Origin of the sequence: Polynucleobacter sp. VK25, from assembly GCF_018687355.1 — a bacterium.
GTDB lineage: Bacteria > Pseudomonadota > Gammaproteobacteria > Burkholderiales > Burkholderiaceae > Polynucleobacter.
In genome coordinates, this window is sequence record NZ_CP061288.1 from 1,390,290 (window position 1) to 1,402,919 (window position 12,630).

Below are 12,630 nucleotides of genomic sequence, written 5' to 3' on the forward strand. Positions count from 1 at the left end.
ATTAATGTATGAGGCCGTAGCCAACCATCAATAAGGTTCCGGTCAATAAGGCTGGAACCAGGCGACGAGTTCGCTTAGAGATCATCACACTTACAGCCAAGGCGCAAATCAGGATACGTATCCATAGAGGGACCGTTGCCATGAGGCCAAGCGGCATCAGAATCAAGCGCACGGTTAAAGCGGCAGCCATCGCATAGGTCACAGCAGCCAACCAGCGGAAGACTTCACTATCCTGATTAATACTTTGCGATAGAAATACGCCAATTGCGCGACAAAAGTATGTGCCTAAGCAGGCGCCGACCAAAGCAATCCAGAGACCCCAACCCGTGAGTGCATCACCCATGTGATTGAAAGCATCAATCGCCCCGTTCATCCAACTACCCCAGCTTTATTGCGCAAGAACTTGCGATCAATAAAGTAAGCCAAGGTACCTGCAAACAAGCCTGCTGTTAATAAACTGGTATCACGGTCTATTACAAAGAAGATGGGGCCAAAGACACAACCCAAGAAAATCGCAATGCGATTGATCCAAGGCTTTACTTCAGTAAACGTCAGCAAGAAAAATAGCGGGTTAATAAAGACCAACCCCAGAGTCACGGCAGGCGGCACTCTGCCAGCCAAATAAAAACCCAAAATAGTTCCCGGAACGGAGATTAACCAACACAATAATCCCAAGCCAACAAAATAATTGAGGCGATGCTTCACCTCAATTGAATGAAACTCACGCATCGAGATAGCCCATGCCGTCATTGCCAATAAATGTACTGAGGCATACAAGCTACGATTGCGATCTCGTTGGTGAAACTGTGGAAAGAGCGTTACTGTCATAGTGATAAAGCGTGTTGAGGTCAACGTGACTGCTAAGGCAATCGCTAAAACAGATGAGCCAGTAATCGCCATCTCGAGTAAGACTACCTGCCCTGGTAATGCAAACATAAAGAAGGAGGTAAAGGTCGTAAACCAAACGTCAAAGCCATTGGTTTTGGCCATGGCTCCAAAGCCCACCATGCCGGCAAAGAGCACCATCGCAGGAGCGCCTGCTGCATCCCGAATGCCAGACCAAAAAGCATCGCCTGTACTCTTAAAGCGTTCTGCCGCAGGTTCTTCTAGCGCGATTTCGCTAGGATCAATATAGGGCTGGTCTGCAGATGACATAGATTAATTGTAAGCCTTGTATTCATTTAAGGCCCATTCAATATGCTCCGCTACCAAAGCGTCTGCACCAGCAAAAGCATCATTTAATGCGGAGCGTATTGCTTGCCTATCAACACCTGATATTTCTGGACTCGCAAGTGCATTACCCATAGCCACTGCCAAATTGCGGCGCCAGCGGCTATAGCCAATTCTGCGAATAGCGCTGCCTTCATGGCGTTGCTCAAACTCTACCTCAGTCCAAGACCACAATTGCAATAGCGTCGCCTGCCCTAAGCCGTGACGTCTTGCAAAGTCTGGTAACTCAGTACGCTGAGCAAACTTATTCCACGGGCAAATAAGCTGGCAATCATCACAGCCATAAACACGATTGCCCATGGCGCTTCTGAACTCAACCGGAATGGAATCAGGATTTTCGATAGTGAGATAAGAGATGCAGCGACGTGCATCCAATTGATATGGTGCAGTGATGGCTTGTGTAGGACAGACATCAATACAAGAGGTACAGGTGCCACAATGCTCTTCCGTCTCCCCATCAATCGGGAGTGGTACATCTACCAAGATCTCACCCAAGAAAAACGTGGAGCCAGATTCTCGATTGAGCAAGAGCGTGTGTTTACCGCGCCAACCCAAGCCCGCCTTACGTGCAAGCTCCACTTCCATCAATGGTGCTGAATCCGTAAATACGCGATAGCCTAATTTTCCGATACGTTCTTCGATGAGCTGGGCAAACTCTTGTAGACGATTACGAAGTACCTTGTGATAGTCGCGCCCTCTGGCATACATGGAAACTACCCCTTGAGTAGGATCTTCAAGTCTTTGCCACTCAGCATCGAAATCCGTTTCAGGCGGTAGATAGTTCATGGAAACGCAGATGACGCGTACGGTGCCAGGAACTAAAAGCTCGGGATTGGAGCGTAATTCTGCATGGCGCTGCATGTATTCCATTTGGCCGTGCCGACCCTGCTCAAGCCACTCTTTTAGTCGCTCAGTTGCCAAGCCTAAATGGGTATCAGTAATCCGCAAGCCGTCAAACCCGAGCGCTATAGCTTGGGTATTGAGCCAATCTCGCAGATTGGCCTCATCTAGGGATTGAGGGCTAGTAGATAAAGGCATATGGAATACAGAATGTAGCGCAATTATTGAATAAACTAGGGGAATGGCTCAAACACAGGCAACTTCAGCAACCCCGCTCACTGCAATAGATCTCTATTGTAGGCAGGAGGCCGATACCGCATCCCTTGCCAAACAGCTGGCGGCCAGTTTTGAGAAATTTCTGACTCAGCAATCAGGCTCACATCTCAATATCTCTTTAGAGGGTGATCTGGGTGCTGGCAAAACGACGTTTGCGAGATACCTCATTCAAGCACTGGGACATGAGGGCAAAGTAAAGAGTCCTACCTATACTTTGTGTGAACCCTACCCGCTGCAATTAAAAGATCAAGCAATCACGGTTCACCATTTTGATTTATATCGCATGCGTGATCCATTGGAATGGCAAGAGGCTGGGTTTGCAGAACACTTTGATGTGCCTGGAATTTGCCTGATTGAATGGCCAGAGAAAGCGGAAGGCACTTTACCTGCTTTTGATATTCAGATTCAGTTGAACGCTGGTCCCGATGAGAATGAACGCAGCATCAAAATTATTGCCTTATCTCATCAGGGTAATAGCGCATTAGAAGATATTCGATCCAATCAGTAATGAGCACTAACAAGATCAAGCCAAAGATCAACCTCTCAAAAAGACAAACACTTAAGACTTCAGCGAAGTTTTTGAGTTTTGCTTTATTGCTGACAGAGGTTGATATTGCTTGGGGTGCCAAGATATTGGGTGTACGTGTCTGGCCTTCTGAGGACTACACCCGCGTCACACTGGAATCCGATACTCCGCTACCAATTACACAGCAGATCCTAACTAATCCAGATCGCTTGGTAGTGGATGTGCAAGGATTGGAACTTAATCCCACCCTCAAAGATTTAGTAGCCAAAGTAAAGCCAAATGATCCGTATATCTCTCAGGTTCGGGTTGGGCAATTTCAGCCAGGCGTTGTGCGCTTGGTATTTGATCTAAAAGAACCGATTAAGCCGCAGCTCTTTACGCTCGATCCTATTGGTGAGTACAACTACCGTATGGTGTTTGACTTGTACCCCACTACACCACCAGATCCATTGATGGCTTTAGTGAGAAGCAGCGCTAAAAAAGAAAGTGCTCTCGAGAAATCCAACGAAGAGGTGGACCTCATTGCGCAGTTCGCTACCAAGAAAGAAAAAGAGCTCGCTAAAGTTCCAGCGGCACCAGTTGCACAGGCCATTCCAGATCCCAAGGAGTTGCCAGCCTCAGCCAAATATAAGCGCTTGATCACCATTGCGATTGATCCCGGCCATGGTGGTGAAGATCCAGGGGCCATTGGCGCTGCAGGCTCAAGAGAAAAGAATGTCGTGCTCGCGATTGCCAAGCGACTCAAAGATAAGATTGAAGGCGAAGCGTATATGCGCCCTTTCTTGACGAGAGATGGTGATTACTTTGTGCCACTACACGTCAGGGTACAAAAAGCACGGCGTGTTGAGGCTGATCTATTTGTATCCATTCATGCAGACGCCTTTATTGAAAGAAATGCCAAAGGTGCATCAGTGTTTGCACTATCTCAAATGGGAGCCAGTAGTACTACTGCCAGATGGATGGCCAATAAAGAAAATGCTTCAGACCTCATTGGCGGCATCAATATCAAGACGCAAGACAGGCAGGTTGCTAACTTACTATTGGATATGTCGACGACTGCTCAGATTAAAGACTCACTGCAGGTAGGAAACTCCATCTTGAAGCAAATTGGTGGATTTGCGCCCTTACACAAGCCCAAGGTTGAGCAAGCCAGTTTTGCAGTTTTGAAGGCCCCAGATATCCCCTCAATCCTGGTTGAGACCGCTTTTATTAGCAATCCACAGGAAGAGGCCAGGTTAAACGATGATGGCTACCAGGATCGTATTGCAGAGGCGATTTTGAGGGGAATTAAGGACTATTTTTCTAAAAATCCGCCAGTTGCCAGACGGGTAAATTCATAAGCCACTTGTAACTACAAGGGCTGAGAGGTGGACCCCACAAACCCAGGGAAGACCTGCAAACTTCTTGCTATAATTTATGGCTTAACTGGGTCGGTAGCTCAGTCGGTAGAGCAGCGGACTTTTAATCCGTTGGTCGCGAGTTCGAATCTCGCCCGACCCACCATAGCATAAGGCGAAGCGCACGAAAGTGCGCTTTTTCTTTTGGTACACACCAAATACACACCAAAAATTGCTACTTGTCCTATTCCCAGCAAACGCTTATGCTGTATGGACTTGCTGGTTATTTGGGTATGAGAGAAAAAAACGCTACCACTCACATTTTGATAGAACGGGAACTACGCATTTACCAGCGTGAACGTAGTGCTGTGTGGCAGGTTGCGTTCAATGTAGACGGACGCTGGAACCGCACAAGCACCAATGAACGGGATTTAGCAAAAGCTAAAAAAGCCGCGCATGACATCCTCATTAAAGCAAACGTCAAAAAAGAACTGAATATCTCCCCTGTCACACGCAAGCTGAAGGATGTTGCTAATACAGTCCTTAAGCAACTGGAAGCTGACATTGAGGAAGGAACAGCAAAACCCGTCTACAAAGACTATGTCTCCGTTCTTAAGACTTATGTCATTCCAATACTGGGTAAGTTCAATGTCAACAACATTAAGCGTGAAGCATTGGATGAGTATGAGACTAAGCGTACAAAGAAGATGGGTAAACCAGCTACCTACAGCACACAGCTAACGCATAACGCTGTACTCAACTTAATATTTGATGAGGCTGTACTACAGCGATTTATGACGGAACTTGACCGTCCCAAGCTAATTGCTAAAGGAAAAGTAAGTGAACGCCGTCCAGCATTTGAATTGGATGAAATCCGTGCGCTAAAGGAACACTTCAATAATTGGATTGAACGTGCTGAAAACAAGGTAAGTAAAAATTTAAGAATATTACTAAGAGAGTATGTATACGTATTGCTTGATACAGGCGCACGTCCTGGTAAGGAACTATTAAATTTGCGCTGGAAACAGGTACGCTATACACATACTAATGACAGTGGTAGTCACGTTGAGATGAACGTGAATGGTAAGACTGGTAAGAGAAAGATTATTGGTTGGGATGACACCATTGACGTACTTAAAAGATTACTTAAAGTACAAGGTTTAGGCGGTATAGAGGAAGTGACTGAAAGCAATCACAACGGTTACGTATTTAGAATGAAAGATGGAAAAGAACCTCAGTCTTTTCAAAAGCTATTTGAAACATTCCTTAGACAGCACAATCTACTCATAGATCCCAACACAGAACAGAAGCGCGTCTTCTACAGCCTGCGTCATACCTATGCTACCTTTAAGTTAACGTATGACAAAACCCCCGTTTATACGCTTGCTGAACATATGGGTACAAGCGTAGCTATGATTGAAAAGCACTACGGACACTTAAAAGTGAAAGAAGCACTACCTCAATTAAAAGGGGAAACAACAAGAGGGTTGCTAAACAAGAAAGCAAGAAGCAATCCTACGTACAACCCCAAATCAGATGCGGAAGTAAAAGCAGAACTAAAAGCTAAGCGTAGCTTGGGTGGGAAGAAATCAGGTGAGACAAGAAGAAATAAAGCAAAAAGTCAATAAACCATTCTAGCTATACCTCTCATCACTATCTTCATAAAAATAAAAATACACATTGAAACCGCCAAATACCATACGATTTTGCGTCAAAACGCATATTTCATTTATCAAGCAAAGTATGAGGGGGTTAGATTAAAAGTGGTGGGGGTAAGGTTTTGCGGTGTGTTTGAAAACTGCGCTACGGTTTTTTGTGGGTAGCATTAAAAATTTGTTGCTGTGCTTTGGTTATCTTCTGCCTGTCCTTCTCAGCTTTGTATGCTTGCTTAGCATTGTCTTTATTGCGCTTCAGACTGTACAGGCGGTACTGCTGTGGGTTCATAGGTTTAAGGGGTTTAATAGTTTGTATTTCATAGAAGCGCATACAAGTATTTAACCCCCCTTACCTTCATTCATCTACTTCTGTGTAGTTCAGCACACTACCAACACCATACTGTGCTTCCCCTAACTGTTTAGCTAATAAAGCATTCTCAGCATAGATAAAGGTGTTAGCTGTTTGTAAAGCATTTATACGCACCCATAGTCTGTACTTCCTCATTTACCAAACCCTTCCCTTGTAGCTTTACTTACCTCTTCTATAGCTTCATCAAGCGCACCATTCAATACTTCAGTCTTTAATGCTTTTAACGTGCTAATCAGTTCATCACCATTGGTAAGTTCAATACAGTTGGCTTTTGTCTTCTTGTTTAGCGTGAGAGTTTTAGCGCCGTACTTAATAGCTAGATTGATTTTCCCGCTATCACTAATCCAAAACCACTCTTTTACACGCTTTACTGCTTCAACAGTCATGCGTTCACCCGTTTGCTTATTTGTATAAGACTTTAAGCGTTTAGGCGCATAGGTATTACCAGCCTTCCTTGCTTCACATAACTCAATTTGTTCATGTAGCTTAGCAACCAACTTATTACGTCTGTGTACAACTGGACTTACTGTTAGATGACGCTTACCTACTACTAACTTCAAGTTACTTAACGTACTCATTTAATACTCCTTTTATGTTGTTTGAGTACTAACTTTATTTTCATCAAAGCTGGTTGGACAACCTGAATTTTCCAGTCATTTCCCATCAGAATGTAATAAATCCACAAATAGTCACTCTTTCATTTGGTTCTGCTAAATACTTTTATGAAAGCAACAGCACAAGACATAAGAGACTTTTTGGATAAGCAAGCACAGCATATAACGCACTACTTGGTAGCACATAGCAACTACTCTGCCTATCACAAAGATGCTAAAGATATAGAGAGAATGACATTCAACTTACGCAAAGACTTAAGGCACGCAAGAAACTGTTTCAACAAAGAATTATTTGGCAACGGCGCAAGACGCAAACCACAACTACTACAACCATTACTAATACCCACAATAGAAGGCACTACAAATACAGCAAATCCACAACTAACCATTCACTACAACATTTACTTAGGCAACTTACCAAAAATACTAACAACAGAAGATATAAAAACATTATGGACATATTGCTGGGTTGATAAGGCACAGCAAAAGAACGACATATACATTACAGAACCGTTAGCTAACACTCAATCACAACTAATACATTACGGCACTAAAGAAACACAGTTTGGAAATCTAAGTTGTTGGGATTTTGAAAATACTCAAATACCTTACAGCGCACTAAACGCTGACTAAAGTTGCGTTAGGTGGTTGTTAGCTAAGCATTGGACGCAATGCTTAGTTATATGACTATGGTTTCAAATAATGAAAGTCTTACTTAAGTAATACTTAAAGCAGTAAATCAACGCTACAAGCACTTAAAACAGAAAAGTGAGTAGCAATACAGCAGAAGCGCAATAAATCAGCGCATAGGGCTTGTACGCAAGTCTTACAAAACTGTGGCACTTTGACTACAGATACTTAAATAGCTATATGTAAGGATTTAAGTAAAACCTTACATTTACGCATCCATATGCCGTAACCACTTGATTTATGGAAAGAAAAAGTATTACTTAAGTAACACTTAAAAGAGGTAGGAATTTTGAAACTAAGAAAACATACTAATGACATACAAAACATTACATTTGAGGTGGAAACTATGTCAAAGCAAGCAAAAACACTTACAGCAGAAGAATTACGCAGAGTTTTAGATTACACAGCTACACGTAAGCACAGCATACGTAATCGTGCTTTGGTGCTTATGTCTTTTTATAGCGGCTGTAGAGTTGGTGAGTTAAGTAGCTTAACTTACATTGATGTTGTAGATGATGAAGGTAAGGTGCGCGATGAGATTAGACTCAAAGCTGAAAATACCAAAACCAAGGAAGCAAGGGTTGTTTTTGTTAACGCTAAACTAAAAAAAGAACTACAGCAATACGTAAACTCATATAAACCAACTAATACACAGCTTAAGTTCTTCTACAGTCAAAAGCGAAATAGCAACGGTTACAACGCTAATACACTTACACAGTTCTTCCACTACCTATATAAAAGGGCAGGCATATATGGGGCAAGTAGCCACAGTGGGCGCAGAACCTTTATTACCAACTTAGCAAGCAAAGGTGTTGGTGTAAGAGTAATAATGGGTTTGAGTGGACATAAAAATCTTGGTGTAGTTCAAAAATACATTGATGTGAATGATGATATGAAGCGTAAAGCAGTAGAGTTAGTTTGATATCAAAAGAAAGTAAAGAGTGTTTGCGTATCTAAGGAGTTGATTGCTTTATATCTAACATTATGTATGTTATCTAAGTCTGCTAAAGCGGCAGTATAAGCACCATCCTTTAGCAAAAGTGAACAAGCAACAATGCTTTCAATATCATCATAGTTGTCATAAGCATAGCGATATAAATCAAAATCTAATACATAGTCACACTTAACACCTAAAGCATCAGGGGAAGTATCAAAGTAATTTCTATCCTCATCTATATTCCACCAGTGTTGGATTATTTCCGTTGTATTAGTTAGTGGATTAAACGGATGTACTAACCATCCAGTCACACTTCTAACCCCATCCATATTCTCAGCATTATCTATAGCATTATCACTACAGTTGTTAGCTATTCCGCCACCTAATTGTTTAACGCTTACAACTTGAAGTTCTAGCTTTGTGTGAGGTTGCCTTGCTTTAATAAATTCTCTTGTAGCTTTATACATAGTCATCCTAAAAGTAATAAATTTATCAATATTGCCAAATATAGAATAAGATAAACAATATCAATATTCCTTGTAAAGCAATATGTCATCCATTGATTTAGAAAAAGTACATCAGATTCTTTCTTTAGCAGTACAGAAAGGCAATCAAATTTTACAAACAGACAAGGCTCCCACGTACGGAGATTCTCTTGTTTGTGAAAACTTCTTAGTTTCTTTATTACAAGATGCTTGTACTACATTAGGGTTAGATAGAACTTTAATTTCACATCACGGCGGACATTCGTTTCCAGATGTTACTTTGCGCAACACTCATTACGGCATTGAAATTAAAGGGGCTAAGGCGCATAGATCCTTTAATGGCAACAGCGTTATTGCCAGCACGATGAAAACTGGTTTAAAGAAAGTTTTTTTAATGTATTGGATTGGTGATGATAAAGAGGTTGGTTATCGTGACTACTTTGAGTGCGTTGCTACACCAGTTGTTACGCATTCACCACGCTTTCAATTAGATATTGATTTAGAACCAAGTAAATCTATGTTTGGCAGTGGCGCTGATAAAGTAGGTTTAGTTGAAGACATTATTTTTAGTGGTAATAGTATTGATTCTGAAAAAATTATTCAATGGATGGCAAATAAAGCTAAGTCCAAAGGTGAGTCACCTTGGTGGATTGCTACGGATGATTCCGTGCCTGTTGGTTCAACTGGATTGAGTAAATTTTCAAACCTTAGTGCTGACAAGAGAAATAACTTTTTAAAAGAAGCATTCTTAGCATTTCCAAAAGTATTTGATAAAACATCACCCACTAAGTACAACGGATTGTTTGAATGGGCTATACAAAAGAAATCAGTCTACACAACAAGGGATGATTATTCTGCGGGTGGCAAGATAGAGATTGTCCTTCCCCCCTTCTCACACTCCCCAGTTTTAGTACCACAAGTAATTCAGGTGGCTACTGAGGCACTTGGGGATGGTAGCAAGATTTATATCAATGAACTAAACAATTCAGATATAAAAAAATACAGTAACACTCAATCATTTTTGGATGATTACAAGTCAGCTTTGAAAAACCATCTCAAACATATATATGAAGATGTAAAAGATAGCGATACAGGAAATATTGGTAGCAATGAATTTGCTTTGCTACTTGCTAACTATCTGATTTCTCAAATTGATCTTGATACCTTGATTGTTTAATCATCTCTTCCTAAACAATTCGTCCCATATCTCATCAATTCTTTGCGCTAACCTGTAAGCCAATAGCGGCGGTACTGCGTTGCCAATCAATCTGTAGCCATCTGATGCTGATAACTTATTAGGAATTACAAATTCATAATCATTTGGGAATGTTTGAATTCTTGCGCACTCTCTTACAGTAAGTCTGCGCTGTGGCAAACCTTTACTTAATTCTTCAATGTTTTTACCGCCGTTCTCTTCATTTAGTCTTCTGAATTCAATATTACCGTGATGTTCTGCGCGAATGGTAGGACCAGGACCATAGAAATTAACTTCCGCCTGTCCTTGTAATTTCTTACCAATATATTTTGCTTTTGAATACGCTTGCTGAGACAAGTCTGTGCTTAATTCAGGTTCTTTAAGTCCAGCAAATGCTGATTTAGTGGTTGTTATGGGTAATATTTTTCTACCATCATTTGTTTGATTGCCGTGTGTTTGTAGTGGGTAAGGGTCAAGTTCAGCGGGGAGTGCGCCGTGTTTTTCAATGTATCTAATTACATCAGCTTTTAACTTTTGCTTGTTTATCCCAATAAAAATAACTCTTTCGCGAGTTTGCGGGATTCCGTAATGCGTAGCATTTAGAACCTTAACTGGGACAACTAAGTATGAACTTCCGTCAATGGATGAAAAATCTTTTTCAATTACAGCCTTTGCGTCACCCAGTGACACCAAACCTTTTACATTCTCCGCATAAAAGATTTTTGGTTTTACTTGCGCAACATACTCACGCATCCAGTAATAAAGCATTCCACGATTTTCAGCAGTAGGATCTTCATTGTCTTGTAACAGCTTTCTATTACCCAAGTGGCTTTTATCTGAATTAAATCCTAATCTTTTTCCAGCAACGCTAAAGTCATTACACGGGAAACCACCAGTAACAATATCAATGTCTGATAAGTTTTTTCTAGTACCAGCTTTTATACTTTTAACAATATCAACAATACTTTCTGCTTCATACACTCCAGTCACATCTCTCTTTTTACTAAAGTATGAATTCCACGCTTCTTTTGCTTTGAGATTTACATCACAGGCAAATACAGTTTCAAATCCCAAGCTATCTAAATTTACAAATCCATTTTTATTAGCTTTTTTTACCAAGTGCTGTTCAGCAGGCGTCAGGCAAGACTTATGAACCTCAAAGTCACCTTCAAAGCCAATATCCATACCGCCGCAACCAGAAAACAGGGATGCTACTTTACGCTTGTTCATTTCTTCTTTCACTTAAAGTGCTATTTTATATTCTTAAGCACTCTTTTTGCTTTTTTTCTTTGTTTGCTTGGGTTTAATTACCTTCTCAATAAACTCCTGCTGATCCTCATACATAGCGGCTTGCTGTCTGTTACTCCAGTATTCATCCTGCTTAACACTTTCTTCATATCCAGCGCTAACGAGTTTTTCCCATAAGTCATCAACCCACAGCTTTTCTTCCAATTCATTCATTTGTTTTTCATAGTAGTCAATACCATCTACTATTGTTCTTGCGTATATATTGAGGATGTGCTTTTCCATTTCAGCGTTAAGCGGCAACATCATTACTAAGTTCATGCTTGCGTTGAAGTTACTTCCACCATCCAATATTCTGTGTGCGTTACCAATCCCAACCCATAACCCTTGTTTGCTGATTTGTTTTTCAGCTTGCCACGCTGTAGTTTTCCAACTGTGTTCTGGTTTTGTCTCTCTTGCCTCTATTAAACGCATTACAACGGCGCGGGCACGTGCCATTTTTTCTGCCCTTGTCTCCGTATTGTTTTCAATATTGCGCTGATCCTCAATCACTTTTGTCATTGTCTTGTGCTGTACCCAAGCAATGAACTGTTCTTGTTTTATGTTGTTGTAGTCCGCACCTTCCAATACTTTTGCGTAGTTACTAACTGTCTTAGTACTTATGCTGGCACCGCAGATGTAGCGGATAACAAGTGAAGCGTTAGGGGTATTGCTTTGTACTTTTATTCCCTCTTTGTACAGTTCATTCCATAGCGCACTAAAAAAGTCATCTGCTAAATCACTTTTAACAACTTCTCTGTAAACGCTATATGCTTCATTAAGTAGGACAAGAAGTAACTCTTCATACTTTTTGTTTAACTTCTCCATCCTTACTTTTGTTGTCTTTAATCTACTTCCCCAATCGTTCATTGCTAAATCATTAGCTTTTTCTGTTTCTTTATAGACGGCTAACTTTTGCTGACGCACATCTTCACTTTGCCGTGTAAGTGCTGTAATTTGCTTTTTAGTTTTTGCTGACTTAGCTTTTGTAGCTTTAGGCGGATTGGTTTTTTTAACTGCCACATCTTTTTTAACAACAGCTTTGCGTATTGTTTTCTTTTTTGCTACCACCATAAAACACCCTATTTTTTGACTGTTAGTACAATTATGAATATAAGTGGTTAAGATAAGACTTAAAGTATTACGCAAGTAACACTTTAGCAACCAAATAAAAGAAGAACTCAAATACAC

Annotated in this window: 14 protein-coding genes and 1 tRNA gene; 7 read left to right on the forward strand and 8 right to left on the reverse strand. The window is 41.0% G+C overall.

Annotated elements, in window-relative coordinates:
- Window position 1: 1 nt before the first annotated feature.
- From AOC21_RS06955 to queG, 3 genes are read right to left on the reverse strand one after another with little or no spacing between them, the layout of a single operon-like run.
- A complete protein-coding gene (locus AOC21_RS06955; RefSeq protein ID WP_251371477.1) occupies window positions 2-373 on the reverse strand; it encodes an AzlD domain-containing protein in 372 nt (123 codons plus the stop codon).
- A complete protein-coding gene (locus AOC21_RS06960) occupies window positions 370-1,155 on the reverse strand; it encodes an AzlC family ABC transporter permease (protein ID WP_215391282.1) in 786 nt (261 codons plus the stop codon). Before AOC21_RS06960 ends, AOC21_RS06955 begins: the two co-directional genes overlap by 4 nt.
- 3 nt (window positions 1,156-1,158) lie before the next feature.
- On the reverse strand, window positions 1,159-2,268 hold the full coding sequence (gene queG / locus AOC21_RS06965; RefSeq protein ID WP_215391283.1) for a tRNA epoxyqueuosine(34) reductase QueG: 1,110 nt from the start codon (window positions 2,266-2,268) through the stop codon (window positions 1,159-1,161).
- 43 nt (window positions 2,269-2,311) lie between these two features.
- Here queG and tsaE point away from each other — a divergent pair, with 43 nt between their 5' ends.
- From tsaE to AOC21_RS06985, 4 genes are all read left to right on the forward strand, one after another.
- Window positions 2,312-2,854 (forward strand): tRNA (adenosine(37)-N6)-threonylcarbamoyltransferase complex ATPase subunit type 1 TsaE, encoded by a 543-nt coding sequence (gene tsaE / locus AOC21_RS06970; protein WP_215391284.1) that lies wholly within the window; start codon window positions 2,312-2,314, stop codon window positions 2,852-2,854.
- A complete protein-coding gene (locus tag AOC21_RS06975; protein ID WP_215391285.1) occupies window positions 2,854-4,212 on the forward strand; it encodes an N-acetylmuramoyl-L-alanine amidase in 1,359 nt (452 codons plus the stop codon). The genes tsaE and AOC21_RS06975 overlap by 1 nt, the downstream gene beginning before the upstream one ends.
- An 87-nt stretch (window positions 4,213-4,299) precedes the next feature.
- Window positions 4,300-4,375: transfer RNA gene (locus AOC21_RS06980), tRNA-Lys, on the forward strand.
- A gap of 97 nt (window positions 4,376-4,472) precedes the next feature.
- Complete coding sequence (locus AOC21_RS06985; protein WP_215391286.1) at window positions 4,473-5,837, forward strand: hypothetical protein; 1,365 nt, start codon at window positions 4,473-4,475, stop codon at window positions 5,835-5,837.
- A gap of 382 nt (window positions 5,838-6,219) precedes the next feature.
- Here AOC21_RS06985 and AOC21_RS06990 read toward each other — a convergent pair whose 3' ends face one another.
- Window positions 6,220-6,369, reverse strand: a complete 150-nt coding sequence (locus AOC21_RS06990; protein ID WP_215391287.1) for a hypothetical protein — start codon at window positions 6,367-6,369, stop codon at window positions 6,220-6,222.
- Window positions 6,366-6,812, reverse strand: a complete 447-nt coding sequence (locus tag AOC21_RS06995) for a DUF6641 family protein (protein WP_215391288.1) — start codon at window positions 6,810-6,812, stop codon at window positions 6,366-6,368. Before AOC21_RS06995 ends, AOC21_RS06990 begins: the two co-directional genes overlap by 4 nt.
- Window positions 6,813-6,956: 144 nt before the next feature.
- Between AOC21_RS06995 and AOC21_RS07000 the strand changes: the two genes are divergently transcribed.
- Both AOC21_RS07000 and AOC21_RS07005 read left to right on the forward strand, forming a co-directional pair.
- A complete protein-coding gene (locus tag AOC21_RS07000) occupies window positions 6,957-7,481 on the forward strand; it encodes a hypothetical protein (RefSeq protein ID WP_215391289.1) in 525 nt (174 codons plus the stop codon).
- A gap of 403 nt (window positions 7,482-7,884) precedes the next feature.
- Window positions 7,885-8,460, forward strand: a complete 576-nt coding sequence (locus AOC21_RS07005) for a site-specific integrase (RefSeq protein WP_215391290.1) — start codon at window positions 7,885-7,887, stop codon at window positions 8,458-8,460.
- 2 nt (window positions 8,461-8,462) lie between these two features.
- Here the strand turns inward: AOC21_RS07005 and AOC21_RS07010 are convergent, their stop codons facing one another.
- Entirely contained in the window at window positions 8,463-8,942 is a 480-nt protein-coding gene (locus AOC21_RS07010; RefSeq protein WP_215391291.1) for a hypothetical protein, read from the reverse strand.
- An 82-nt stretch (window positions 8,943-9,024) separates the two neighbouring features.
- On the opposite strand from AOC21_RS07010, the gene AOC21_RS07015 reads away from it, so the two are divergent.
- Window positions 9,025-10,137: a hypothetical protein gene (locus AOC21_RS07015; protein ID WP_215391292.1), complete on the forward strand. Its 1,113-nt coding sequence runs from the start codon at window positions 9,025-9,027 to the stop codon at window positions 10,135-10,137.
- Here AOC21_RS07015 and AOC21_RS07020 read toward each other — a convergent pair whose 3' ends face one another.
- Window positions 10,138-11,385: a DNA cytosine methyltransferase gene (locus AOC21_RS07020; protein ID WP_215391293.1), complete on the reverse strand. Its 1,248-nt coding sequence runs from the start codon at window positions 11,383-11,385 to the stop codon at window positions 10,138-10,140.
- A 33-nt stretch (window positions 11,386-11,418) separates the two neighbouring features.
- The gene (locus tag AOC21_RS07025) at window positions 11,419-12,513 is read right to left on the reverse strand and encodes a hypothetical protein (RefSeq protein WP_215391294.1); all 1,095 of its coding nucleotides are present in this window, start codon (window positions 12,511-12,513) and stop codon (window positions 11,419-11,421) included.
- Between the last annotated feature and the right edge of the window lie 117 nt (window positions 12,514-12,630).